Source organism: Sphingorhabdus sp. Alg239-R122, assembly GCF_900537065.1.
Lineage (GTDB): Bacteria > Pseudomonadota > Alphaproteobacteria > Sphingomonadales > Sphingomonadaceae > Alg239-R122.
The window spans coordinates 127167-152172 of the sequence record NZ_UNRC01000001.1 but is presented as its reverse complement, the minus strand read 5'-3'; the positions used below and the strand labels follow the sequence as shown (position 1 = coordinate 152172).

At 52.3% G+C, this 25006-nt stretch carries 21 protein-coding genes and 2 tRNA genes; 12 read left to right on the top strand and 11 right to left on the bottom strand.

Going from position 1 to position 25006, the window contains the following annotated elements:
* Positions 1-15 precede the first annotated feature (15 nt).
* The 3 genes from G6Q15_RS00775 to G6Q15_RS00765 are packed head-to-tail and all read left to right on the top strand — an operon-like array spanning position 16 to position 1851.
* Positions 16-456, top strand: coding sequence for an MAPEG family protein (locus G6Q15_RS00775; protein ID WP_164114554.1), 441 nt, complete (start codon positions 16-18; stop codon positions 454-456).
* A gap of 1 nt (position 457) precedes the next feature.
* Entirely contained in the window at positions 458-895 is a 438-nt protein-coding gene (locus G6Q15_RS00770; RefSeq protein ID WP_164114552.1) for an MAPEG family protein, read from the top strand.
* An 11-nt stretch (positions 896-906) separates the two neighbouring features.
* Positions 907-1851, top strand: a complete 945-nt coding sequence (locus tag G6Q15_RS00765) for a carbon-nitrogen hydrolase family protein (protein WP_164114550.1) — start codon at positions 907-909, stop codon at positions 1849-1851.
* Here the strand turns inward: G6Q15_RS00765 and G6Q15_RS00760 are convergent.
* The 5 genes from G6Q15_RS00760 to G6Q15_RS00740 are packed head-to-tail and all read right to left on the bottom strand — an operon-like array spanning position 1848 to position 8092.
* The gene (locus G6Q15_RS00760) at positions 1848-3050 is read right to left on the bottom strand and encodes a class I SAM-dependent RNA methyltransferase (protein WP_164114548.1); all 1203 of its coding nucleotides are present in this window, start codon (positions 3048-3050) and stop codon (positions 1848-1850) included. The two genes, G6Q15_RS00765 and G6Q15_RS00760, sit on opposite strands and share 4 nt — an antisense overlap.
* 14 nt (positions 3051-3064) lie before the next feature.
* Positions 3065-4786 (bottom strand): dihydroxy-acid dehydratase, encoded by a 1722-nt coding sequence (gene ilvD, locus G6Q15_RS00755; protein ID WP_164114547.1) that lies wholly within the window; start codon positions 4784-4786, stop codon positions 3065-3067.
* Between the two features lie 48 nt (positions 4787-4834).
* The gene (locus tag G6Q15_RS00750; protein ID WP_164114545.1) at positions 4835-5578 is read right to left on the bottom strand and encodes an N-formylglutamate amidohydrolase; all 744 of its coding nucleotides are present in this window, start codon (positions 5576-5578) and stop codon (positions 4835-4837) included.
* Positions 5571-6425 (bottom strand): 4-(cytidine 5'-diphospho)-2-C-methyl-D-erythritol kinase, encoded by an 855-nt coding sequence (locus G6Q15_RS00745; protein WP_164114543.1) that lies wholly within the window; start codon positions 6423-6425, stop codon positions 5571-5573. The genes G6Q15_RS00750 and G6Q15_RS00745 overlap by 8 nt, the downstream gene beginning before the upstream one ends.
* Positions 6426-6439: 14 nt before the next feature.
* Entirely contained in the window at positions 6440-8092 is a 1653-nt protein-coding gene (locus G6Q15_RS00740) for an electron transfer flavoprotein-ubiquinone oxidoreductase (RefSeq protein ID WP_164114541.1), read from the bottom strand.
* Between the two features lie 135 nt (positions 8093-8227).
* Here G6Q15_RS00740 and G6Q15_RS00735 point away from each other — a divergent pair, with 135 nt between their 5' ends.
* From G6Q15_RS00735 to G6Q15_RS00720, 4 genes are all read left to right on the top strand, one after another.
* The gene (locus tag G6Q15_RS00735) at positions 8228-9025 is read left to right on the top strand and encodes a uracil-DNA glycosylase family protein (protein ID WP_164114539.1); all 798 of its coding nucleotides are present in this window, start codon (positions 8228-8230) and stop codon (positions 9023-9025) included.
* 131 nt (positions 9026-9156) lie between these two features.
* The gene (locus G6Q15_RS00730; protein ID WP_240330682.1) at positions 9157-10812 is read left to right on the top strand and encodes a lytic transglycosylase domain-containing protein; all 1656 of its coding nucleotides are present in this window, start codon (positions 9157-9159) and stop codon (positions 10810-10812) included.
* Positions 10802-11329, top strand: a complete 528-nt coding sequence (gene moaB / locus G6Q15_RS00725; RefSeq protein ID WP_164114535.1) for a molybdenum cofactor biosynthesis protein B — start codon at positions 10802-10804, stop codon at positions 11327-11329. The genes G6Q15_RS00730 and moaB overlap by 11 nt, the downstream gene beginning before the upstream one ends.
* Positions 11330-11400: 71 nt before the next feature.
* The gene (locus G6Q15_RS00720; RefSeq protein WP_164114533.1) at positions 11401-12495 is read left to right on the top strand and encodes a PA0069 family radical SAM protein; all 1095 of its coding nucleotides are present in this window, start codon (positions 11401-11403) and stop codon (positions 12493-12495) included.
* A gap of 12 nt (positions 12496-12507) precedes the next feature.
* Here the strand turns inward: G6Q15_RS00720 and ettA are convergent, their stop codons facing one another.
* Positions 12508-14187, bottom strand: a complete 1680-nt coding sequence (gene ettA / locus G6Q15_RS00715; RefSeq protein ID WP_164114531.1) for an energy-dependent translational throttle protein EttA — start codon at positions 14185-14187, stop codon at positions 12508-12510.
* Between the two features lie 137 nt (positions 14188-14324).
* On the opposite strand from ettA, the gene G6Q15_RS00710 reads away from it, so the two are divergent.
* Together G6Q15_RS00710 and G6Q15_RS00705 are read left to right on the top strand one after the other, a co-directional pair.
* Positions 14325-15692 (top strand): M28 family peptidase, encoded by a 1368-nt coding sequence (locus tag G6Q15_RS00710; RefSeq protein WP_164114530.1) that lies wholly within the window; start codon positions 14325-14327, stop codon positions 15690-15692.
* Complete coding sequence (locus tag G6Q15_RS00705; protein WP_164114528.1) at positions 15682-15930, top strand: hypothetical protein; 249 nt, start codon at positions 15682-15684, stop codon at positions 15928-15930. Before G6Q15_RS00710 ends, G6Q15_RS00705 begins: the two co-directional genes overlap by 11 nt.
* A gap of 28 nt (positions 15931-15958) precedes the next feature.
* On the opposite strand, the gene G6Q15_RS00700 is transcribed toward G6Q15_RS00705, so the two are convergent.
* From G6Q15_RS00700 to G6Q15_RS00690, 3 genes are all read right to left on the bottom strand, one after another.
* Positions 15959-16035, bottom strand: a tRNA-Pro gene (locus tag G6Q15_RS00700).
* Between the two features lie 94 nt (positions 16036-16129).
* Positions 16130-16206 (bottom strand) — tRNA-Ile (locus tag G6Q15_RS00695).
* 155 nt (positions 16207-16361) lie between these two features.
* On the bottom strand, positions 16362-18095 hold the full coding sequence (locus G6Q15_RS00690) for a histidine kinase dimerization/phospho-acceptor domain-containing protein (RefSeq protein WP_164114526.1): 1734 nt from the start codon (positions 18093-18095) through the stop codon (positions 16362-16364).
* 266 nt (positions 18096-18361) lie between these two features.
* Between G6Q15_RS00690 and G6Q15_RS00685 the strand changes: the two genes are divergently transcribed.
* Positions 18362-18835, top strand: a complete 474-nt coding sequence (locus G6Q15_RS00685) for an Lrp/AsnC family transcriptional regulator (protein ID WP_164114524.1) — start codon at positions 18362-18364, stop codon at positions 18833-18835.
* Positions 18836-18888: 53 nt separating this feature from the next.
* Here G6Q15_RS00685 and G6Q15_RS00680 read toward each other — a convergent pair whose 3' ends face one another.
* On the bottom strand, positions 18889-20241 hold the full coding sequence (locus G6Q15_RS00680) for a hypothetical protein (RefSeq protein ID WP_164114523.1): 1353 nt from the start codon (positions 20239-20241) through the stop codon (positions 18889-18891).
* 244 nt (positions 20242-20485) lie between these two features.
* Here G6Q15_RS00680 and yaaA point away from each other — a divergent pair, with 244 nt between their 5' ends.
* Positions 20486-21244, top strand: coding sequence for a peroxide stress protein YaaA (yaaA, locus tag G6Q15_RS00675; protein ID WP_164114520.1), 759 nt, complete (start codon positions 20486-20488; stop codon positions 21242-21244).
* A gap of 300 nt (positions 21245-21544) precedes the next feature.
* Entirely contained in the window at positions 21545-24262 is a 2718-nt protein-coding gene (gyrA, locus tag G6Q15_RS00670; protein ID WP_164114516.1) for a DNA gyrase subunit A, read from the top strand.
* A gap of 13 nt (positions 24263-24275) precedes the next feature.
* Here the strand turns inward: gyrA and G6Q15_RS00665 are convergent, their stop codons facing one another.
* On the bottom strand, positions 24276-24938 hold the full coding sequence (locus G6Q15_RS00665; RefSeq protein ID WP_164114514.1) for a lysoplasmalogenase family protein: 663 nt from the start codon (positions 24936-24938) through the stop codon (positions 24276-24278).
* Between the last annotated feature and the right edge of the window lie 68 nt (positions 24939-25006).

Below are 25006 nucleotides of genomic sequence, written 5' to 3'. Positions count from 1 at the left end.
ATGGGAGGAATCGCTATGAATACCGCGTTATTACTACCCGCAGCTGTTCTCGTACTCTGGTCGCTACTGATGTTATTCTGGATGGCTGGAACACGCCTGCCAGCGCTTAAGAAGATGGGTGTTGACCTTGGTTCCGCCCCTCCAGGTGGGCGCGGACAGGAAATTGACCCGACATTGCCCCCGCAGGTGGCATGGAAGTCGCACAATTACACGCACCTGATGGAACAGCCGACCATATTTTATGCAACAGTCATCATACTTACTATCGCCGGAGCAACCTCGGTGCTGATGGAAGGGCTGGCATGGGGCTATGTCATATTGCGCATTATCCACAGCGTATGGCAGGCGACAGTGAACAAGATAAATATTCGGTTCCTGCTATTCGTCGCCGCTACCTTGTGCCTTCTGGTGCTCGCATTCAGCGCGGTGATAGCGACAATGGACAAGGCGACGTGATATGAATAGCCCTATTTTTCAACCGGTAGCCGTTCTTTTTCTTTGGACCATGATAATGTGGGTGTGGATGTACGCTACCCGTATTCCGGCTATGCAAAAATCAAAAGACCTTGACCTTGGTAATATGCGTGGCGGCGTTGGCGCTGACCTCGACAAGATACTTGAGCCTAAAGTTCAATGGATAGCGCATAATTACAATCACCTGCTCGAACTGCCCACATTATTCTATCCGGCCTGCATACTGCTGGGCATCATGGGTATGGGCGACGGCTGGAACCTGTATCTGGCATGGGCATTTGTCATCCTGCGTATCATTCATAGCTTGGTTCAAGCCACAACAAATATCATCAAGATACGGTTTGCATTGTTTGTGTTGTCAAGTTTATGCCTATGGGCATTGGTGATCCATATATTCATGCACGTATTTTTCCATCACTAGAAACGACAGATATGAAAACTGCTATTGTCCAGGCCGCTCCTGTACCTTTGGATATCACGGAGGGGCTGAAACGCCTGCTCCTTTTGTTGCAGGATGCCATTGATACGGGTGCAGAGCTTATCGCCTTTGGTGAGACATTTCTGGGCGGTTATCCGTTGTGGCTGGACGAAGCGTCCGATGCGGCCAAATGGGATCACCCAGGTACAAAAGCATTGCATGCGATACTGCTGGAACAGGCCGTTCGGGAGAGAGATTCCAGATTTGAACCACTACAGGCGCTAGTCGACAAAGCAGGCGTTATGGTGTCCGTGGGTGCACATGAACGACGACGCAACAGCCTGTATAATAACCAGATACTATTCCGGTCCGGTTTGCCACCCCTGCCGCACCGCAAACTTGTCCCAACGCATGGTGAACGGCTCATCTGGAACCGGGGCGACGGCTCTACGCTGGATATTCATGACGGTCCACAAGGTAAAATCGGTAACCTGGTCTGCTGGGAACACTGGATGCCGCTTGCGCGCGCGGCCATGCATAATCAGGGAGAAATGATACATGTTGCCGCATGGCCAACTGTGCGCGAAAGCTATTCAATCGCCTCACGCCATTATGCTTTTGAAGGGCGTTGTTTTGTGCTGGCAGCGGGGACAGTGCAACACCGTGATGATTTGCTGGAAAGTATTGATCGATTGGGTAATAATGCACAGGCCCGCACGCTTGTTCAGCAAATGGATAATGCACAGCTACAATTCGGTGGTAGTCAGATCATCGCGCCCGATGCCGAAATACTGGCACAGGCGGGGGATGGCACAGAAATCATCACCGCTGAACTGGATATGTCGATGATAGGCCAAGGCCTAGCCTCATTGGATACAGACGGGCATTATTCACGCGCCGATGTGTTTGAACTCCGCGTTGATCGCAGCGCAAAAGACGGTGTTGTCTGGAAGAATTAACTTTCCACCTTCTCAAATAGACTGACCAACTCCACATGTGTAGACCAGCGGAATTGTCCGACTGGCCATATCTTGCGGATACGGTAGCCGGCCTGACATAGCTTTTTGGCATCACGCGCCCAGCTCACCGGATTGCAGCTGATATAACAGATTTTGGGAACAGTGGATAAAGCCAGCTCTCCCACCTGCTCCTTTGCACCTGAACGCGGCGGGTCAAGCAATACGGCTTCAAACCGGTTCAATTCCTCTGCCATCAGCGGTTTGCGATACAGATCACGGTGATCGGCAAATATCGGTAATTGCCGCATATTGGCAGCCATTTTTAGCGCCATCAGCGCATCACGTGACGCTTCGCCCGCATATATTTTACGGCCACCAGTCAAATGCAGTGCAAAAGTACCAATACCACAAAACAGGTCGGCAATAACCTTGCTTCCGTGCAACGCCTCTTTTGCTGCAGCAACAAGCGCATCCTCGCCTTCGCGGGTTGGTTGCAGGAACGCACCCGCTGGAAAACCTACCGCATGACCGCTAAAGCTCATGGTCGCAGGTTCCGGCTCCCAGATGGCTTCCGGTCCATAGCCCTGATCCATACTCAACCTTGCAAGGCCATTTTCTCTGGCAAAGTCCAAAAGTGCCTGTGTCTGCTCCAGTCCGTCAAAGTTAAGGTTTTTGATATGAATGTCCGCGCCCTGATCAACCAGCGTCATATCCACCACACAGCTCAGTGATTTACCGGGCCACCCGTCCAGCAGCTGCCTGAGAGGTGCAACGAGCGCGAACAGTTCTGGTCGCATGACTTCGCATTGCTGCATGTCGATCACACGGTGACTGCCACCTGTATGAAAACCGATATGCAGTTTCCGTCCCATACGGATGGCGCGCAGCCCCACGCGGCGGCGGCTTTGCGGCGGGCTGAGCACCGCTGCCGCAATTTCATCCGCCTGCAATCCCTGGGAATCAATCGAATTGGCCACACGGTCACGGACAAATTCGGCGTAGCTCACATCATCAAGCTGTTGCAGGTTACACCCACCGCACAGTTCAAAATGCTGACAAGGTGGCATCACATGATGCGCGCCCCAGGCAAGACCACCATCCTCCTGCAGCACATCCCCCGGGGCAGACATAGGCACGTGCTTTCCGCTTTCGGTGATGCCGTCACCCCGCGCAGCTATACGGACAATTTCCTCACCCATATAAAGATTCCGAGTTAGATATCTGCATAAACATGCTTTTCTGCTTTAGCACCGGGGTGCGTAACGGCGCCTTCATGTGCTGCCCCCACATTCTGCGCATAACGCCACAGCGCACCGGAAGCATAATCATTCTCTTGTGGTTTCCATGTTTCACGGCGCTTTTCCAGCTCGTCTTCACTAACCTGCAAATCAATGGTGCCAGCCTCAGCATCAATCGTAATTACATCGCCATCATGCACCAGGGCGATAGGTCCACCAGCGGCCGCTTCCGGTCCGACATGTCCGATGCAAAAACCGCGTGTCGCCCCTGAAAAACGCCCATCGGTAATAAGCGCGACTTTCTCGCCCATGCCCTGCCCGTATAGCGCGGCTGTTGTCGACAGCATTTCGCGCATACCGGGCCCGCCTTTGGGGCCTTCATTGCGGATTACAATCACACTGCCTTCATTGATTTCACGTTTTTCTACGGCGGCAAAAGCATCTTCTTCGCATTCAAAAACCTGTGCAGGGCCTGTAAATTGCAACCGGTCCATTCCTGCTACTTTCACTATTGCCCCATCCGGCGCCAATGTGCCGCGAAGCCCCACAACACCACCAGTTGGCGTGATTGGCGTCTTGACGTCATAGATAACTTTCTGATCTGGATTCCATGTGATTTCGTCGATATTCTCACCCAGCGTCTTGCCAGTGACAGTCATGCAATCTCTATGCAGCAAACCACCATCCATCATCGTTTTCATCAGCATATAGACACCGCCCGCCTCATGCATGTCCTTCGCCACATACTTGCCGCCGGGTTTCAGGTCGGCAATATAGGGCGTGGTCTTGAAAATCTCGGCGACATCAAACAGGTCAAAGTCGATACCCGCTTCGCCCGCCATGGCGGGAAGGTGCAGCGCTGCATTGGTGGAACCGCCCGTGGCTGCCACGACCCGCGCAGCATTTTCAAACGCTTCGCGCGTACATATGTCACGCGGACGCAAGTTTGTCTCAAGCAAAGCCATAACCTGCTCGCCCGCCGCTTTCGCAATTTCTTCACGTGATCTATACGGTGCGGGTGCCATATTACTGTTTGGTAATGATAATCCGATTGCTTCACCTACACAGGCCATGGTGTTAGCGGTGAATTGCCCGCCGCATGCACCGTGACCGGGACACGCCACTTTTTCGAGCGCAATCAACTCCTGAAGCGGGCAATTACCCGCTGCATGCTGCCCCACTTTTTCAAACACATCAACCACAGTGACATCCTCACCCTGATAGGTGCCAGGAAGGATTGAACCACCGTAAACAAAGATCGAAGGCACATTGAGCCGGAGCATCGCCATCATCATGCCCGGCAGGCTTTTGTCACACCCCGCGAAACCCACCAGTGCATCATAACAATGGCCGCGCACACTCAGTTCTACCGAATCTGCAATGACTTCACGGCTAACCAGCGAGCTTTTCATTCCCTGATGCCCCATGGCGATACCATCGGTCACCGTAATAGTGTTGAAACGGCGCGGCATACCGCCGCCCGTCTCGACACCCTGTCGGCAGATATCAGCCTGCGCATTGAGCGTAGTATTACATGGCGCACTGTCATTGCCCGCAGACGCCACCGCCACAAATGGCCGCGCAATATCGTCTTCATCCAGACCCATGGCATAATAATAGCTACGGTGCGGTGCACGTTCCGGGCCGACAGAAACATGGCGGCTTGGCAATTTGGACTTATCAAATTTACGGTTCATTGCGTTTTCTCTTGTTGAAAGCCTAGTCGCGCCTTTAATGGCATGTCGTTATGCAGATGCAAGCTTTTGTGTAATTTCCTGACATATTGGCCCAATAATTTGAGCGAAACTGTCCCGCCCTGAAATATCCATGATCAGATCCTGCCTCATTTCAAGACCAATATAGGGAATATGATTGATATCCCCGTGCCGTTCCAGCGAACTGTTATATATCTTGCCCGAATAAGGAAGTTGGTCACCGGTCTTGTGCCCTGTGGCAGAAAATAACGGCACAGCCAGCTTTCCGGCACGTTCATCCTCGTTATACATGACACCGAAGTGCCATGGACGCGGCTTTGCCCCATCACTTTCCAACACGGGTGTAAAGCTGTGCAAAAATAACAAAAACGTGGGCTTGGTGCGCGCGATGTACTCGCTCAGCGCATCATGATAGCTATCATGAAAGCGTCTCAATCGCCGTTCGCGCGCTTCGTTGTCCAAGGCATTACCCGGAATATCTATCCCGTCGCTTTGCAGAGGAATAGCGGCCATGTCATTGCGGTGACGGTTGAGGTCGACCACGAGCCGTGATGTTGTCGCCAGAAACAGTGAAAAACCAAATATTTCATGCAGGTACTGCGCAACTTCTGCGCTGCCAAGGTCGACGGCGACATGTGTCTTCAGCAACGCAGGCGATACATCCAATTCCGCATCACTTGGCACATGATTTGAGGCATGGTCACCAATGACAAGAATTTTTGCATTGTCACCATGGCCTGCAACGTGTCTCCATGTAGAACTTACATCACCCATGTGCAGCATCCCGCAACCTGCCGGTCATGGTCCAGTAACCGGGGCTTTGCTTGCGGATATCCTGTGCCGCATCATGCATATTATCGGCGCTGTCAAACAGGGCAAAACAGGTCGCGCCAGAACCGGACATCCGCGCCAGCAACGGCGACCACGATTCAAGCATTTGCAGGATACCAGCTATTTCTGGTACGATTTTAAGTGCCGAAACCTGCATGTCATTACGTCCGGCCAGCGCTGCAGTAAGAATATCTGCGTCCTGTAGCCCTCCAAGATCAATACCGTCCCACCCCTGGAAAACCGGACCTGTTGCAACAGCAATACCTGGATTGACGAGCAGACAATGAAGGTCCGCCAGGCCCGCATCCTGCGTGAAAACAATCTGTTCACCTATGCCGCTGCCAATACATGTACGGCTATAAATGCATGCAGCAATATCAGCTCCCAAAGGTGCGCCGATATCCACCAATTCATTTTCCGTCAGGTCCAAGGCCCATAACCGGTTCAACAGACGCAGCGCCGCAGCCGCATCGGCAGACCCGCCGCCTATTCCCGAAGCAATGGGTAGTTTTTTGTCCAGTACAAACTTCGCGCCTGCATCAACGCCCGTATGATCACGAAGGGCCGTGGCCGCCTGTAATACAAGATTTCCGTCTATTTCCAGATTGCCCGAAAAAGGTCCGGTGATATCAAGCATCAGTGTATTTGCTGCCTCTGCCGTCAATACATCACCATCGTCCAAAAATGCAAAAATGGTCTCAAGCTCGTGATAGCCATCATCTCGTCGTGCACGGACATGCAATGCGAGATTGATTTTCGCATAGGCGGTTTCGGATAGGCGTTTAGCCATTTCTGCCTGACAATCTACATGTTCGGATAGTTTGGACCGCCGCCGCCTTCGGGCACGACCCAGTTGATATTTTGCGCCGGATCCTTGATATCGCAGGTCTTGCAATGCACGCAGTTTTGCGCATTGATCTGGAACTTTGGATTGCCGCCTTCATCCTCGACAAACTCATATACGCCCGCGGGGCAATAACGCTGCGATGGGCCGTCAAATACCGGCAGATTTTGTTCCACCGGAATATTCGGGTCCTTCAGCTGCAAATGCACCGGTTGATCTTCGGCATGGTTCGTATTCGACAGGAACACAGACGACAGGCGATCAAATGAAATGATACCATCGGGCTTCGGATATTCGATTTTCACGCATTGATCTTCACGCCACAGCTTGGTGTGATCCGCCTTATGCCCCATGGTATAAGGCAAGCCGATACGAAGTTGCCGCATCCACATGTCTGCGCCTGCAAAGACCGTACCCCATGTGCCGCCAAACTTGTCGACCAGCGGTTCGGCATTTTTGACCTTCTTAAGCTCAGTCGCAATCCAGCTGTCATTCAGGCTTTCCTGATAATCATTGAGTTCATCACTGCCCCGCTCCGCCTGAACGGCTGTATAGGCACTTTCGGCCGCCAGCATGCCTGATTTCATGGCGGTATGCGTACCTTTGATGCGCGGCACATTCACAAAACCGGCACTACAACCGATCAATGCACCGCCGGGGAATGCGAGTTTCGGTACGGACTGCCACCCGCCCTCGTTAATCACGCGTGCGCCATAGGCTACACGCTTGCCGCCTTCGAGTATTGCGCGAATATCCGGGTGCGTTTTCCAACGCTGAAATTCCTGGAACGGCGACATGTGCGGATTTTTATATGACAGCGCCACCACAAAACCGAGCGATACCTGTCCGTTTGCCTGATGATAAAGGAACCCCCCGCCCCATGCGTCATCAAGCGGCCAGCCCTGTGTATGAATGACACGGCCCGGCTCATGCTGGTCCACCGGAATATCCCACAGCTCTTTCATGCCAAGGCCATATGTCTGTGGTTCACAATCTGCCTCCAGATCAAACTGGCCTTTCAGGATTTTGGTAAGGTGGCCGCGCGCGCCTTCGGCAAAAAATGTGTATTTGGCGTGGAGCTCAAGGCCGGGTTCATACTCACCCTTTTTGCTGCCATCCTCGGCAATACCCATATCGCCGGTAGCTACACCCTTGACCGAACCATCATCATTATAAAGGATTTCAGCGGCGGCAAAACCAGGGAAAATTTCCACACCGAGCTCTTCGGCCTGCTCACCCAGCCAGCGGCACATATTGCCCAGCGAACCTGTATATGTGCCTTTATTGTGCATATAGGGCGGCGTCATGATGTGCGGCATGCCAAACTTCCGCCCCTCAGTCAGCATCCAGTGATGGTTTTCGGTAACCGGTGTTTCAGCCATCGGACAGCCCTTGTCGCGCCAATCCGGCATTAGTTCATCAAGTGCAATCGGATCAACCACGGCACCTGACAGGATGTGCGCACCGATTTCCGAGCCTTTTTCAAGAATGCAAACATCAATCTCCCGGTCCTCAGCCGCTGCCAGCTGCTTCAGCCGGATTGCTGCCGAAAGGCCTGCTGGCCCGCCGCCCACAATCACCACGTCATATGGCATTGATTCACGTTCACTCATAATACCGCCCTTATCTTCTCTTTGGCCCTTATCAGTCTTTGCCAATTCGCAAAAACATCCCTATTCATTACGGTTTGATAGCCAATTGAAAGCGGATGACCAACCCTCTATGTGCAATTTAATAGGCAATGCAGCATGAGTGAAATGTCGAGCGGTACGGTCCGCGAAGAACTCGATAGCCTGCTCGGATGGTGGGAACTCGCGGGTGTTGATCTCGATTACTCTACGGAAGCCGAGGGTTGGCTCGACAAAGAAGACGTCAAGGAGGCAGTGCGGACTGCGGCTGCCGGGCATGATAATATGCAAAGCGCAGCGGTTACAAAAACCGCCACCGTACAGCAGAAACAAGGCAAAATTGAATCCCAAAAGGTCAATTTGCCTGTGCCGCCTGATGCCTATCCTGAATTTACGCGTTTCTGGATGGAGAATCCGCAGCTATCCCTGCCCAGCGGCACTGGCACACGTATCGCGCCGCATGGGCCGCTAAAACCCAGGTTGATGATTATATCGGACATGCCCGACAGAGACGATCTACAAACCTTGTTTTCGGGAGTATCCGGAAAGCTGTTGGGCAGGATATTGACCACAGCGGGAATCGCGCAGACAGATGTTTATCACGCATCACTGTTGCCGGAACATTCACTCGAGAACCGGCTAGATGCCTCTATATTACAGGCTTATCGAAGCATATTGAACAAGCATATCGCCCTGGTCGCGCCGCAAGCTGTCATATTACTCGGCAATATGCCCAATTCGGCGCTCACCGGCAACGACTTGCCGAAAAATCGACTCAATTTACAATTTATCAATCATGAAACGGGGAATATCCCTGCGGCAAGCAGTTTTCACCCGCGCACATTGATGCAGCGGCCCGGTTTAAAGGCAAAGGCATGGCAGGACTGGCAATGGCTAATCGAAAGCGTAAAGCAGTGAACCGTTTCAGATGGCCGGTAGTGGCAGCATGTATAACCCTGCTCCCTGTTATATCTGCCCCGTCCGCTCATGCCGGTAAAAGCACCGATTATTTTAAAGCTCGGGCAAGTGCCAAAAATGTTCCGGAACACTTGAACCGCAACGATGAAAACTATTACAGGCAGATATTCTCTGCGATCAAAAGCAAGCAATGGAATGTGGTCACGTCATTGCTGGCCCAGCGTCAGTCAGGTCCGCTGCATGACATCGTCAAAGCCGAGTTCTACCTTGCTGCCAATTCGCCCAAAGTTGAACTCGGACCGCTACTGGCGCTGCTCAATGATGCTCCGCATATCCCGCAGGCCGCGCAGCTGGGACGCCTTGCTACACGGCGCGGCGCAACCACCCTGCCCCGCTCTCCGCAATATCGCCGCCTCTCGAGCTTTAGCGGTGTTTCACGGCGCGGCAAACCTCGTGCAGTTGCCGACAATTCCATGCCAACTGATACGGCAGCGGCAATATATGATCGCATCAAGAATGACGATCCGCGCGGTGCTCAATCGCTGCTAAACGGTGTCGAGGGAAGGCTGAGCGCAGAAGCGCGAACCGAATGGCAACAGCGTGTCGCCTGGTCCTATTATATCGAAAATAACGACAATATGGCGCTGCAGATGGCCATGCGTGCCATACAAGGCCGCGGTGCATGGGTGTCCGAAGCGCACTGGGTGGCGGGGCTTGCCGCATGGCGGCTGAATGACTGTGTTCGCGCCGCACAATCTTTCCAGCAGACAGCATCAACCGCTAGCAACCCAGAAATGCGTGCTGCGGGGTATTACTGGGCCGCACGCGCGAATATGAAATGCCGCGCACCAGAAAATGTCCAGCAGAATATGCGTCACGCCGCCAGTTATGGCGAAACACTCTATGGTTTGCTTGCGCGTGAACGCCTTGGCCTGAAAGCTGATACCAGACGCAAGCCTGCGGATTTCAGCAAGGATGACTGGCGGGCGCTTCGCAATAACGCAAATGTCAAGCTAGCCATTGGTCTGGCCGAAATTGGCGAAACGACATTGGCCGATGAAGTGTTGCGACATCAGGCACGTATCGGCAATGCCAGTGAGCATGAATCGCTGCTACGGCTCGCCCGTGACCTCAGTCTCCCTACTGCACAGATATTCATGGCGCATAATGGGCCATCGGGCGCACGGCCAGACAGCTTTGCACGTTTCCCCAGTCCGAAATGGGCACCTGTTAAAGGATGGCGTGTTGATCCTGCGCTGGTTTATGCGCACACGCTGCAGGAGTCGGGCTTTCGCGCCAATGCGCGCAGCAGCGCCGATGCCCGCGGGTTGATGCAGGTCCGCCCGGGCACAGCAAGCGATGTTGCGCGTTCACGCGGAGAACGTTTCAACGTATCCGATCTTTACCGTCCGGAAATAAACCTGGAATATGGGCAGACTTATCTGGAGCAGCTTAAAAGGATGCCGCAGACACAGGGCCTGCTGCCCAAGATTATTGCAGCCTATAATGCGGGACCAACACCCGTAGCGCGCTGGAACAGAGAAGTGCGCGACAATGGTGATCCCTTGCTGTTCATCGAATCCATTCCCTATTCCGAAACGCGCGCTTATGTTGGCATCATTCTGCGCAATTACTGGATGTATGAGGATCAGGCCGGCGTTACCTCATCCAGTGCGCACGGATTGACACAGGGATTATGGCCAAGTTTTCCGGACCGCAATGGAAGCCGTAATATTCGGCTCACCCATGATGACCGAGTAACGGGAGTGCAAAATAGTGGCGATTGATGAAACCCGTACCTTTATACCCATTCATATCGCGGTTCTGACCATTTCAGATACACGCACACGAGCAGACGACACATCTGGAGACATATTGACCAAGCGGGTACAAGACGCCGGGCATGAACTGGCCGCGCGCGCGATTGAGCGTGACGACCGGGACCGCATCATTGCCCGCCTGCATAACTGGATTGATGATCCTGACATTGATGTCGTGATAACAACAGGCGGTACCGGCCTCACGGGCCGTGATATTACCCCTGAGGCGCTGGATCAGGTTAAGGATAAGGATATCCCTGGCTTTGGTGAATTGTTCCGACTACTCAGCTATGAAAAAATCGGTACATCGACCATCCAGTCGCGCGCCTGTGCAGTGCTCGCACGCGGAACGTATATCTTCGCCCTGCCTGGCTCCAACGGTGCGGTTAAGGACGGTTGGGACGATATCTTGCACTCACAGCTTGATAGCCGTCACGGCCCCTGTAATTTCGTCGAGTTGATACCGCGACTACAGGAAAAATAGCTTCTACCTGCATTGTCATTTGTTCTTATTTTGTTCTATATTGCTCCACCTAAGAAAGGTGGAAAGTGTAAATGGCGGCAAAAGACAAAGAAGAGCATGTATTAAAAGGCCGCGGTGCCACACGAAATGCCACGCCGCAGCGCTTCAATCTGCATGACCGCGAAACCGATGGTGACTGGCGCGACATGGCCGAAAGCATTGACGGTCCGCCCGCAAAATTGCGCACCAGCGTAACAGAAGAATCTCCCAAAAAAATAATTACATTCAATAGGTCACCCGACATTCCTTTTGACCGTTCGATCAATGCCTATCGCGGATGTGAACATGGCTGTGTCTACTGCTTTGCGCGCCCTACCCATGCCTATCATGACCTATCGCCTGGACTGGATTTCGAGACAAAGCTGTTTGCCAAGCCGGATGCGGCAAAGCTTTTGCGCTTGGAACTCGCCAAGACCAATTACAAGGTACAGCCGATTGCGATTGGCACCAACACCGATCCATACCAGCCAATCGAGCGCAGATACCGGATCACGCGCGGAATATTGGAAGTCATGCTGGAAACACGCCATCCGATCGGCATCACCACCAAGTCAGACAGGGTATGTGACGATATTGATTTGCTCAAAGCGCTTGCTGACATGAAGTTAACGGCGGTCGCCATTTCTGTCACATCGCTCGACTCGCACATGGCCCGGATACTCGAACCACGAGCCCCTGCCCCATATAAACGACTTGCTGCTGTCAGGATGCTGAGTAATGCAGGCGTTCCGGTGCATGTGAACATCGCACCTGTCATTCCGGCTATTACCGATCATGAGATCGAAGCTATCACCCAGACCGCCGCCGAACATGGTGCGCTCAGCATTTCCACCATTCCCGTACGCCTGCCACATGAAGTCGCGCCGCTGTTTATCGCCTGGCTGGAAGCGCATTTTCCGGACCGCAAGGGCAAGGTGATGCATATCATTCAGTCAATCCGTGGTGGACACAACAACGACCCCAATTTCTTTGACCGGTTCAGAGGAAAAGGGCCATGGGCTGAATTGCTGCGCACACGCACCGTAATAGCCCGTAAGCGCTATGGACTGACAGGTCCTAAATTTGGACTCAGACGCGACCTGTTCATTCCGCCTGAACGTGACGGGCAAATGCGGTTCATGCTATAAAAGGCTGAGCGGTTACCGCGTCAGCTTCTTATAGCTCACCCGTGTCGGCCGGTCCGCTGCATCGCCCAGACGGCGGCGTTTGTCCTCTTCATAACTCTCAAAGTTACCCTCAAACCATTCGACGTGGCTATCTCCTTCAAAGGCCAGGATGTGCGTTGCCAGGCGGTCAAGGAAGAAGCGGTCATGCGAAATCACCACGGCACAACCGGCAAAGCTTTCAAGCGCATCTTCAAGCGCACGGAGCGTTTCAACGTCAAGATCGTTGGTTGGTTCGTCGAGCAGCAGCACATTGCCGCCTTCTTTCAGCATTTTCGCCAGATGCACACGGTTACGTTCACCACCTGATAGCTGACCGACTTTCTTCTGTTGATCCACGCCTTTGAAATTGAAAGCACCAACATAAGCGCGGGTCTGTACTTCATTCTTGCCGAGCGTGAACACATCCAAACCGTCTGAAATCTCTTCCCAGACGTTCTTTTTGGCGTCCAGATCATCACGGCTTTGGTCAACATAGCCAAGCTTAACTGTATCGCCGAGTTCAAGCTTCCCGGAATCGGGTTCTTCCTGTCCGGTAATCATCCGGAAAAGCGTAGTTTTACCCGCGCCGTTCGGACCGATTACGCCGACAATACCGCCCGGAGGCAATGTGAATGACAAGTCTTCAAACAACAATTTGTCGCCATAAGCTTTACTGACATTACTAACTTCAAGCACTTTGGAGCCCAAGCGCGCGGGTGTCTGAATAAGGATTTGCGCTTTACCGACAACACGGTTTTCCTGCGACTCAACCAACTGGTCAAACGATTTGATACGCGCTTTGGACTTGGTCTGGCGGCCCTTGGGCGACTGCCGCATCCATTTAAGCTCCTGCTCAATGGCTTTCTGGCGGCCTTTATCCTCACGCTCTTCCTGCGCCATCCGCTTTGCCTTGGCATCTAGCCAGTGCGAGTAATTACCTTCAAACGGAATGCCTTTGCCCCTATCGATTTCCAGAACCCAACTCACGACATTATCAAGGAAGTAGCGATCGTGGGTCACCAGAATGACATTGCCGGGATATTCGATCAGGTGGTTTTCCAGCCATGCGACCGATTCGGCGTCCAAGTGGTTGGTCGGTTCGTCGAGCAGCAAAATTTCAGGTTTATCGAGCAACAGACGGCAAAGCGCCACGCGGCGTTTTTCACCGCCCGACAAGTCTTTAACCGATGAATTGCCCGGCGGGCAGCGCAGTGCTTCCATCGCTATTTCCAGCTGATTATCGAGTGTCCAGCCATCTACCGCGTCAATTTTCTCCTGAAGCGTGCCCATTTCTTCCATCAATGCGTCAAAATCGGCATCTTCAGGCGGATCGGCCATCAGTGTGCTGATTTCATTGAAGCGGTCGACAAGATCAGCAATCGGACGGATGCCGTCCATCACGTTTTCCTTGACGGTCTTGCTTTCATCCAGATCCGGCTCCTGCGCCAGATAGCCGACACGAATGCCCTCACCTGCCCAAGCCTCGCCCTGAAATTCGGTATCCATACCGGCCATGATTTTCATCAGAGTTGATTTACCCGCACCATTCTTACCGATAATGGCGATTTTCGTGCCGGGCAGAAACTGTAGGTGGATATTGTCGAGCACGGGTTTTTGCGCGCCCGGGAAAGTCTTGGTCAGACCTTTCATTACAAAGCTATACTGTACGGCCATTATGTCGTCCTGTTCTCTACGTCTGCATCATATGTGATGCGCGGTATTGTCATTGAATTTGTCACGTCTCTAGCCATGCTGGCGCGCGCTCGCAAGACAGGATTGCAAATCTGTTATCTGCGGCTAGAGTGAGCGCCATGAAACATATCATCCTTCCCCTGCTCGCCCTTTCCATTTCCATCCCGGCCATGGCGCAGAGCGCACATGACCCAGCCACCCTTCGTGACAAGGCGTTGAATGACAAAGTCGCCTGGGACATTACCGAGGGACTCACCACCGAAATCGGTCCCCGACAAGCAGGAACCGAAGCAGAAGCCCGTGCACGAACCTGGTCTTTAGCCAAACTGAATGCGCTTGGTTTCAAAAATGCCCGTATTGAGGAATATCAGATGCCGACATGGGTGCGCGGCGAAGAAACTGCAGAAATTGTCAGCCCTTATCCGCAAAAGGTTATTTTGACAGCGCTCGGCAACAGCGCCAGCACAGGTCCGGACGGAATGGAAGCTAAAGTTGTCTATTTCCCTACACTCGCCGACTTACAAGCTGCACCAACGGGGAGCCTTGACGGCAAAATCGCCTTTGTCAGCCACGCCATGCACCGCACACAGGATGGTTCAAGCTATGGCGCTTTTGGTCCAACCCGCTGGGTTGGACCGAATGTCGCATCGGTAAAGGGCGCAGCCGCCATAGTCATTCGGTCGGTGGGAACTGATTCTCACCGCAATCCGCACACCGGCAATATGCGTTTTCAGGAAGGCGTCAGGCCAATTCCGGCGGCTGCACTTTCCATTCCGGATGCCGAAAATATGGTGCGTATGTTTGAACGCGGCCAAAAAGTACGCATGAAACTGAAACTCACGCCGCGCAATATTGGTCAGCAAACATCGGGCAATGTTATTGCCGAAGTGCCGGGCCGCAACCCGGATTTGCCCATGATTCTGGTCTCCTGCCATCTGGACAGCTGGGACCTCGGCACTGGTGCATTTGACGATGCAGCCGGGTGCGGGATCGTAACTGCGGCAGCCAAGCATGTTATGGATGCCGGACAGCCGAAACGCACCATCCGCATCTTCTGGGCTGGCGCAGAAGAAGTCGGCCTATGGGGTGGCAGGGATTACGCCGCAAAGCACAAGGATGAAAAGCATGCCATCGCAATGGAATCGGATTTTGGCGCAGACAGGGTCTGGCGTGTCGAATATAACCTGCCCGAAAGCGCAGGCGATGAGACTGGCAAGATAACAGCGGCGCTGGCCCCGTTGGGAATTGGCTTAGGCCGCGCGCCCGCCACAGGTGGTGCGGATATTGGTCCACTCATAGCCGCTGGAGGCGTTTCCGTGATTGACCTGCAGCAAGACGGCACCCGTTATTTCGATCTGCACCACACACCTGACGATACACTCGACAAAGTGGACAAAGAGCAGTTGAAACAAAATGTAGCCGCATGGACAACCGTACTATCAATCATTGCGAATAGCGAAACGGACTTTACACCAGATGCCAAATAACCGCTTTGCCAAGGACTTATTCGCCAGCGTTGTTTTCTGCGCCACCCTTGCGGCTTGCAGTAGTGATGAGTTTTCCGCTGATCCAGATGTGGCGGCGCAGCAAGTCGACGAAAAGGTCGATGCAGAAGCAAAAACACTCGAAGAAGCCGCTGATGAAGCCATGAAAATCAAACAGGCTGAGATCGATAATGACACCGACACGATAATAACCGATATGAATGGCGGCACCGAGCAGTAATAGTCTAAATATCTGGATAAAGGGAAAATGGTCGGGGAGACAGGATTTGAACCTGCGACCCCCTGTACCCAAAACAGGTGCGCTACCAGGCTGCGCCACTCCCCGACGCCCGCCTCCCCTAATGGCACTTGGCCGAGAAGGCAAAACAAATTTGCACTTTTTTTCATATGCCGGTGCAAACCGGCTGAAATGGGTACATTGGTGGGCCCGGAGGGACTCGAACCCCCGACCTAGCCGTTATGAGCGGCCAGCTCTAACCAACTGAGCTACAGGCCCCGCCAAAGTGCAAATGCCCTTGCAAAAGAACATCAGACGCGCCGATAGCCGAATCTTGCATGTCTTGGCAAGACATGCCGTGCGCATCGCCTTATTTATTTTATTGTCCTGGCCACTTGCTAGAAATTGCAGATCGAACACCGCATGCTTAGCGTCTATTTCAATACCGCGTTATCGGCCTTAGCCTGATTGTGTTGAAGTGATGGAAGCGTCACAAAGATACGGCCATTTTTCAATACCAGCTTGCCCTCGACCTGTTCCGCCAGCCTCCGCACGAGGCGCAGTGAAAAACCTATTCCCAAGAGCGAAATCGGTACTTCCGTCACGTCGATATCGTCACTGAACAATTCTGTTTCGGAAAGCTCCGCCAAAGCAGCTGGCAGTTTGATCCGCATCCTTGACATATGCCCGTCATCCGAAGGTGTGAATTTGGCGCTCAACCCTTCACCATCCTGCGTAAATCCGCATAATGTAGTTATGAGCCGCAATATTATACGGTCGGCCATAACCGGGGCCACTGCAAAGCCTTCAAAGTCTCGGGCAAAATTCATTTTCAGCGACTCTGCGTTATCTTGCTGCTCCAAACGCTCATTAATTCGCGCTGTCAGCCAGGCCACCGAACAATAACCACTTTCTATTTCCAACGCTTGCCTGTCGAGTTTGAGAGCAACGTCAAGATCATCAAAACCCGAAAGCATAAACTGGGCATCTTTTTTGATTTCGCTCGCCAGCGACCGGTATTCATATGCCGCGGGACCAAATAGCTGCTGCTCGATAATTTCGGAAAACCCCATTATCGCATTAAGCGGTGTGCGCAGTTCATGGATAAGCTGCCGCATGGAATCTCCGCGCTGCTGTGCCTGCTCTGGTCCCGCCTGTTCGTGGACGCAGGGGCGGCGAATCTCTCCGCGAAACCCACGAAAGCGGCCAGTTTTCTTGTCGAAATGAGGCTTTGCATCCATCCGCCAGCTACCGTTCAATGCTGGAATATCGCAAATCTGCAATCTGCCGGATTCTATGGGCATGCGTTGACGAAATGCCGCTGCGGCATAGCCATCTGGACCAGAAACCCCTTGCCGCGCAGGATAGGCAATATTTGTTCCGCAAAATGCATTGCCCTGACCGCTGTTGGCCCATACCACTTTACCGCTGTCATCCGTTTCAAAACCGACTTTATCAAGCACCTCTGCGGTTTTGAGCTTACTCTTTGAATCAGCTGCAAAGCTTTCAGATTCTTTTACATTTTCACCACGCGCTTTGCGCAATGCCTCAATGCGCGCAACGATTTTTCCAATTTCACGCTCTGCAACAGCCTTTTTTGATGCGTGAGCGGTATCTTTATTTTCAGAAGAGATACCATCCATGCCTGCTATTTCCTTAGCAGATGAACCACTTTGCTCGTCAGTTAAAGGCTCCTTATCAATCAGCAAGGCTTCTTCGTTGGAAACGGGTGACGGTAAAACCATATCGCCTGCACTATAGCTCGCCAAAGCAGCTACAGCCTTGGAACCAAGATCCTGCCGGGTGCGCAAGAAACCACGCGCACGAACCGAAAGGTTGGGAATAAGAGCCACCCATGTCTCATCACTAAGCCGCGCTGCAGCAATAGCTGCGCTTGCAACCGAAGGTGAGTCAGCAGCAAGATATTGAACAAGGGATAGATTTTTCAATCTTCCTTGAAGGCTGTTAACAACCTCTACGCGTTCGGCTTCGGGAACCGCTTGGCGCAAAGCATGAACGCGTTCCAGTCCTGTTATTATCTGCTCCGGCGATATACCTTTTGATTGTTGTGACAACAGGTCGACCAGTTGGATGTACTGCACTCGTGCGGCATCATCCTCCGGGATGGAGCCTTCCAGAACAGTATCTAGTCGGTCATCAAAAAACATGATTCTTCACGCCTGCGCCATTAATAATACGTATCTTCAGTTAGATATAAAACTGTAATCGCCGTAACAGTTTAGCGATCAATGCTGCACTAATCACGGCATAACACGATACCGTGAATCTCAAAGTGTTGATTTTGCAACGTTGCATTGTGGGACAATTGCGTTACAAGATAATATAATTATAGTGCGTTACCAACTGGCCTCAGGAAATTACGACTTATCCGTATATATGGACATTTGGACAGACTTAAACTTGGAAAATTAGTATGACAGTTACCAATCTCGACGAAATAGACCGTAAGCTTCTGGCCGAACTACAGGCAGAAGGGCGAATTACAAATGTCGAGCTTGCGGATCGTGTTGGCTTGACTGCTCCTCCATGTTTGCGCCGCGTAAGGGCGCTGGAAGACGCGGGTATTATCAAGTCTTACCATGCCAATGTCGAACCCAATATGCTGGGCTATGCGATAACAGTTTTTGCCATGGTAAGCCTGAAAAGCCAGGCAGAAGATGACTTGAAGCTGTTTGAAGACCATATCAAGGAACTGCCTGAAGTACGCGAATGTCACATGCTGAACGGGGAAATAGATTTTATCCTGAAAATTGTGTCACGCGACCTGCAAACGTTTCAGGAGTTTTTAACTTCCAAACTGACGCCTGCCCCCAACGTGGCCAGTGTGAAAACATCTCTCACCATCAGAACGGCCAAGCATCAACCCGGTGTACCTATAGATACATGAAAAGGGCGCCACATTCGCGGCGCCCCTCATCTAGCTCAAAATCAAGTTGCTGATTAACCGGCAGGTGCAGGCTGCGCCTGCGCCGTTGCAGCAGTATCATTCTGGTTGACCCAGAGCAGCCACAAGTCAGCAAGAGGTTTGCGCACGCCCGATACCATGCTGAATTTCTCACGCGCAGCAGCGTAGTCGCCTTTATCGGACAAAGCGATACCAAGACGCGTCAAGGCACGGTCACGATCAATATCGCCTTTTGTCATAGCAAGCTCATACATTGCGACGGCTTTGTCGAGTTGGCCATAGCCCAGATATGCATCACCTGTAGCAAGCGCGATACGGCCATGCGACGCTGACCGAGCTGCCCGTTCTGATGACCCCAGGCTTGCACGGTCCTGACTTACAGCACCGCGTGAAGTTGAAAGGACCGACGAAAAGTACTGATCGGACGAGTTAACCAGACCGGCAGACGTACCTTCTGCCAAAACGGTTGATACTTCACCTGGCAGGCGCTGCGCACCAGCGTTATCCGTATATTCCGCATAATCCGCGCTAGTGCGCATGGACTTGGTACGGCGCATCAGGCGCATCAGGTCCAGATTATCCTGATTTTCATACCTTGCCTGCCGCCTTAGCTGAGACAGGGCCAGATACCAGCTTTCGACACCTTGTTCCGCCTTTACGTAGTTTTTGAGCCAGGAAGCAGCATCTGGTGAATTGGTTACAATAGCGATATTTGCGCCGCGCTTGTATAACGCTTTTCTATTAAATCCTTGCTTGCCTTCGGCCAGTCGCAGTGCACGTTCAAGGTATTTAAGCCCCTCTTGTGCTTCAGGAACATTTGCGGCGTTGATTGATGAACCACCCGATTTCTCGATAGCCGATCCGAATTTTGCTTCAGCATAATGATAGTACATGCCATAATTTTCGTAGCCCGCCGCCGCAGCAGCAGCAAGATACTGTTTGGCAGCTTCATAATCCTTGTCATTGGTCAAGGTAAGCCTACCCAATGTGGCATTGTAAAGCCCAATATCTTCTTGCGGTGTACGCCCGCTATCCAAAGAAAGCTTCAACGCCCTCTTTTGATATTCCTCATTATTCGTCTTAACCGCCAGGTTCAAATATAGCTGCCCCGTCAAATATTTCTCATCCGGTTTTGTTGCAGCAGATTCAAGTGCTTGAAGTGCGCTGACTGCAGCCGCATTGTCCTCACCTTCCAACGCAGCCTGTGCCGCGCCAAAGGCCGTGCGATAGGCGTCAGTCAGGTCATATTTAGGGGTTTCTGCGCCTTTCTTTTTCTTCTTTTTCTTTTGGACTGCATGCGCAGCGTCCGTAGGCAAGGCAAATGACATCGTAGTGGCGACACCCGCCATCAATGCCAAAGCCAGCGAAAAATGTGAGTTGCGACGCATAATATAATCTCCCGAAAAAATAATCGCTTTGCGCGACTTAATAATATTGAATATGTATCTTAAACCCTGTTGTTTCAAGGCTGAAATGATCAGCTTACATATGTGCTTACCTGCGCTATATATACGAAATCGACTGAATGATGCTTGAACGGTTTGATACTCCACTGAAGCCCCGGCAACATAGATAGTATCGTGGCCATATAGGGTTGGCAACGCACAGCGCTTTCGTTTATCACCCTTTCGCATGATAACACTTATTTCTCCGGCAAAGTCACTCGATTATAACACAGCCGTGCCGATAGCGCAGAGCACACAGCCGCGCTTTCCCGATAAAACTGGTAAGCTTGTGTCGGCCGCGTCCAACCTGAGCAAGAAACGGTTAAAAGATATAATGCCCGTTTCCGACAATCTCATCGAACTCAATTATGGGCGTTACAAAGATTTTCACAACCAACCTGAACGACAGGCAATTTATGCTTTTTCAGGCGATGTCTACACTGGTTTTGAAGCGCGCACACTTGATGAGGCTGCGATAGATTATGCTCAGGATCATCTTCGGATTTTGTCCGGACTATACGGTTTGCTGCGACCACTTGACAATATCCGGCCCTACCGTCTGGAAATGGGCACCCGCTGGGCGCCGCGCTATAAATCGCTTGTTGATTTCTGGGGTGACGCCATTGCCCAGCAGCTTTCCCATGACCTGGCTGAACAGAATAGCAATATCATATTGAATCTCGCCTCACAGGAATATTTTGCCAGCGTCACCAAGGGAGTAAAGAAGCTGGATGCGGAAATTGTCAATGTCGATTTTCGCCAGGATGGCCCCGATGGACCGCGTTTCATTAGTTTTGCTGCCAAAAAAGCCCGCGGCATGATGGCCCGCTTTGTGTGCGAACACAGGCTGGATGATATCGAATCCGTGAAATCATTTGATAGTGACGGATATGCATATGATGCCTCCGGCAGCGACCAGAACACCCTTCGCTTTATCCGCGCATAACAGACGCCGCCGATATCGCACCCGGCAAATCTTTCCAGAATAATACCAAATTCCTCCCCTGGCAGTTCACACAAAGCCCGCCCGTTCCAGTGGCTGGACGTAACAGACGACCTGAAACCGGTTGATAGTGGCAAGATTTTTGCCTGGGATGGCGAAGAAATACAGCCCTGAAAAAACTCTCCGCCACTCCTTGCCAAAAACCTGTTGAAAAAAGCGCATTATACCCTTGTGAAGCTGGCATTCGTTACGCCGCTACCCTAAGGTTATCCTTCATTATTCAATAGCTGAAGAGACCTTTTTGTGAGCGAAGAAAACACCGTCACGCCGCCATCCGACATTGAACGGATTGATATCGTCGACGAGATGAAAACCAGCTATCTCGACTATGCCATGTCGGTCATAGTCAGCCGTGCGTTGCCCGATGTCCGTGATGGTCTGAAACCCGTGCACCGCCGCATCCTTTACGCTTCACAAGAAGGCGGCTTTGTCGCGGGCCGCCCTTATCGTAAATCCGCGAAAATTGTCGGTGATGTGATGGGCAACTATCACCCGCACGGTGACAGTGCGATTTATGATGCCCTGGCACGCATGACGCAGGACTGGTCAATGCGTGTGCCGCTGATTGACGGTCAGGGTAATTTCGGTTCGATGGACCCGGATCCGCCTGCTTCCATGCGGTATACCGAGGCGCGGCTTGCCAAGGTTGCGAACAGCATATTGAACGACCTGGACAAGGACACGGTCAATTTTACGCCAAATTATGACGGATCACGTGAAGAACCCCAGGTTCTGCCTGCACGCTTCCCTAATCTGCTGGTCAACGGCGCCGGCGGCATTGCGGTCGGCATGGCCACCAATATCCCTCCACATAACCTGGGTGAAGTCATTAACGGTTGCCTCGCCTTTATCGATAATGGCGCCATTACCATTGACGAACTGATGGAAATCATCCCCGGACCGGACTTTCCGACTGCACCGTTGATATTGGGGCAAGCAGGTGCGAAATCGGCTTATCATGAGGGCAAAGGCTCCATCATGATGCGCGCGCGGCATGAAATAGAGGAAGGGCGCAGCGATAAACAGGCTATTGTCCTCACCTCCATCCCGTTCCAGGTCGGCAAAAACGGACTGGTCGAAAAAATTGCCGAAGCCGCAAAAGACAAGCGGATCGAAGGTGTTGCGGATATTCGCGATGAATCGAGCCGGCTGGGTGTACGCGTTGTCATTGACCTGAAACGCGATGCCACACCCGAGGTCGTGCTGAATCAGCTCTGGCGCCATACCCCCGCGCAGTCGAGCTTTCCTGCCAATATGCTTGCCATTCGTGGCGGGCGCCCGGAAGTGCTCAACCTGCGTGACATTATCGAGGCATTTGTCAAATTCCGCGAAGAAGTCATCACGCGGCGGACCAAGTTTGAGCTTAACAAAGCGCGTGATCGCGCGCACATTTTACTCGGCCTTGTCATTGCGGTCACCAATATGGACGAAGTCGTCCGTATCATCCGCGGTTCATCCAGTCCGGCGGATGCCAAGGAGGCATTGCTCGCGCGCGAATGGCCGGTCAAGGAAATTGCCGGTTATATCAAGCTTGTTGAAGCTATAGAGACTGAAGTCGAAGGCGACACTTACAAATTGTCCGAAGCACAGGTCAAAGCCATTCTGGACCTGCGCCTACACCGGTTGACCGCACTTGGCCGCGATGAAATTGGTGATGAATTAAAAGAACTTGCGAGCCGTATCGAAGGATATCTCGAGATATTGGCAGATCGTGTTAAGCTATATGAAGTGATACGCGAAGAGCTGATCGCGGTGCGCGATGAATTCGCAACACCGCGCCTGTCGGAAATTGCCCCGGCATGGGACGGTCTTGAAGATGAAGACCTGATGGAACGTGAGGATATGGTCGTCACGGTCACGCATAGCGGTTACATCAAACGTACCGCGCTTGATACATTTCGTGCCCAAAATCGCGGCGGAAAAGGCCGCGCAGGCATGGCGACAAAAGAGGAAGATGTTGTCATCGAAATGTTTGTCACATCGACACATACACCGGTGCTTTTCTTTTCCAATACCGGACGTGTTTACCGGCTCAAAGTATGGAAACTTCCCGAAGGCGCGCCTCAGACTCGTGGCCGCCCGATGATCAATTTGCTGCCTCTGACAGAAGATGAAGCTATTACAAACGTGCTGCCCCTTCCCGAAGATGAAGCGGAGTGGGCAGATCTGAATATTATTTTTGCAACAGCCCAGGGCATGGTGCGCCGCAACAGCATGGATGCGTTCACCAATGTGCCAAGCAATGGCAAGATAGCGATGGGTTTCGTTGAAAATAGCGGCGACCGCCTGATTGGCGTTAAACTGCTGACTGAAGATGATGATGTACTCCTCGCCAGTCGCAACGGAAAAGCCATTCGTTTTGCCGCCAGCGACGCCCGCGAAACCAAAAGCCGGAGCGGTATCGGTGTACGCGGCATGAAACTGAAAGGTGATGACGAGGTTATTTCGCTGTCTGTTCTTGGCAGCACTGGCACAAGCGTCGAAGAGCGCGAAAATTACTTGCGCTTTGCACCGTGGAAAGCCGATAAGGAAGGTAGCCCTGAACTCACCGCAGAGCGCTTTGCCGAATTGGAAGAACGCGAACAGTATATCCTGACAATCTGTGCCAATGGTTACGGCAAAATGTCTTCCGCTTACGAATATCGCCGTATCGGCCGCGGCGGACAGGGTGTGACCAATATTGACAATATAAAACGCAATGGGCCGGTCGTGGCCAGTTTCCCGGCAACAAAAGCGGACCAGCTCATGCTGGTTACCGATCAAGCCAAAATGATCCGTACGCCGCTTGACAGCCTGCGCGTTATAGGCCGTGGTTCAGCCGGTGTACGCATTTTCGATGTTGCAAAGGGCGAACATGTTGTCGGCGCCGCGAAAATTGACGAGAGCGAAGACGAGGATGAAATCCTTGATGCCGATAGCCCTGATACTGCCAACCCCGGTGCCGGTGAAGAGGAGGAGTAGGGGTATCACCCGCCTAACGGTGCGGAATATCTTTACGTAAAGTCTGGATAACCCCTGTGCAGATCAGGAACTGGCCGAAATAATATAACGGCCAGATCAGCAGCCATGGAATGATGGACTCCGCCAAAGCCCCTTCCCGTGCGAAGATTAGTAAATCTGATACCACAAACATCAGTGCTCCCGCGCCCACACGGTAACGTGAAAAGCTGCTTGTCCACGCCATCGCCGCCATTGCGGCCAGAAAGAAGGCATAAATTGCTATTCCCACCGCCAGACTGCGGTCACCGGGCAACAACCATGCAATAAAAACGGTGAAAGGGATTAACAGCATCGCAAATGTTTTCTGACTAAGCGACAGGCTTTCACGCCGGTTTCGCAGATAGAGCCAGATCGCGACAATATGCCCGCCTATAAAAGCGATCGCGCCCCAGATCAGGTCTATTTCAATCAGCATGTCCCCCAGTGATCCAAATGCCATGACAGCAGCAAGCAGTTTGGCGTCAAAAGACGGGTGACGGCGCAGCGCATATAACGCCAGAAAGGCAACACCTGCCCCTTTCCAGAGCATCTGATACAGCCCTGGCACAGTGCTATCGCGAATGAAAAAGTAACTGATACCGAATATCAGGCTGAGCAACAGATAAGGCCGTGACTCTACAAATGCGCGTTTGACCATGTTCCTGTCTCCCCTGCTCGCACAGTTCATAGCATTGGCGACATCGCAAATGCATTATATTATTTTAT

Excerpts from the sequence above, each read along its gene's own strand:
- G6Q15_RS00775 (WP_164114554.1), top strand. The coding sequence starts at position 16 with ATGAATACCGCGTTATTACTACCCGCAGCTGTTCTCGTACTCTGGTCG.
- G6Q15_RS00770 (WP_164114552.1), top strand. The coding sequence starts at position 458 with ATGAATAGCCCTATTTTTCAACCGGTAGCCGTTCTTTTTCTTTGGACC.
- G6Q15_RS00765 (WP_164114550.1), top strand. The coding sequence starts at position 907 with ATGAAAACTGCTATTGTCCAGGCCGCTCCTGTACCTTTGGATATCACG.
- G6Q15_RS00760 (WP_164114548.1), bottom strand. The coding sequence starts at position 3,050 with ATGGGTGAGGAAATTGTCCGTATAGCTGCGCGGGGTGACGGCATCACC.
- ilvD (WP_164114547.1), bottom strand. The coding sequence starts at position 4,786 with ATGAACCGTAAATTTGATAAGTCCAAATTGCCAAGCCGCCATGTTTCT.
- G6Q15_RS00750 (WP_164114545.1), bottom strand. The coding sequence starts at position 5,578 with ATGGGTGATGTAAGTTCTACATGGAGACACGTTGCAGGCCATGGTGAC.
- G6Q15_RS00745 (WP_164114543.1), bottom strand. The coding sequence starts at position 6,425 with ATGGCTAAACGCCTATCCGAAACCGCCTATGCGAAAATCAATCTCGCA.
- G6Q15_RS00740 (WP_164114541.1), bottom strand. The coding sequence starts at position 8,092 with ATGAGTGAACGTGAATCAATGCCATATGACGTGGTGATTGTGGGCGGC.
- G6Q15_RS00735 (WP_164114539.1), top strand. The coding sequence starts at position 8,228 with ATGAGTGAAATGTCGAGCGGTACGGTCCGCGAAGAACTCGATAGCCTG.
- G6Q15_RS00720 (WP_164114533.1), top strand. The coding sequence starts at position 11,401 with ATGGCGGCAAAAGACAAAGAAGAGCATGTATTAAAAGGCCGCGGTGCC.
- ettA (WP_164114531.1), bottom strand. The coding sequence starts at position 14,187 with ATGGCCGTACAGTATAGCTTTGTAATGAAAGGTCTGACCAAGACTTTC.
- G6Q15_RS00710 (WP_164114530.1), top strand. The coding sequence starts at position 14,325 with ATGAAACATATCATCCTTCCCCTGCTCGCCCTTTCCATTTCCATCCCG.
- G6Q15_RS00705 (WP_164114528.1), top strand. The coding sequence starts at position 15,682 with ATGCCAAATAACCGCTTTGCCAAGGACTTATTCGCCAGCGTTGTTTTC.
- G6Q15_RS00690 (WP_164114526.1), bottom strand. The coding sequence starts at position 18,095 with ATGTTTTTTGATGACCGACTAGATACTGTTCTGGAAGGCTCCATCCCG.
- G6Q15_RS00685 (WP_164114524.1), top strand. The coding sequence starts at position 18,362 with ATGACAGTTACCAATCTCGACGAAATAGACCGTAAGCTTCTGGCCGAA.
- G6Q15_RS00680 (WP_164114523.1), bottom strand. The coding sequence starts at position 20,241 with ATGCGTCGCAACTCACATTTTTCGCTGGCTTTGGCATTGATGGCGGGT.
- yaaA (WP_164114520.1), top strand. The coding sequence starts at position 20,486 with ATGATAACACTTATTTCTCCGGCAAAGTCACTCGATTATAACACAGCC.
- G6Q15_RS00665 (WP_164114514.1), bottom strand. The coding sequence starts at position 24,938 with ATGGTCAAACGCGCATTTGTAGAGTCACGGCCTTATCTGTTGCTCAGC.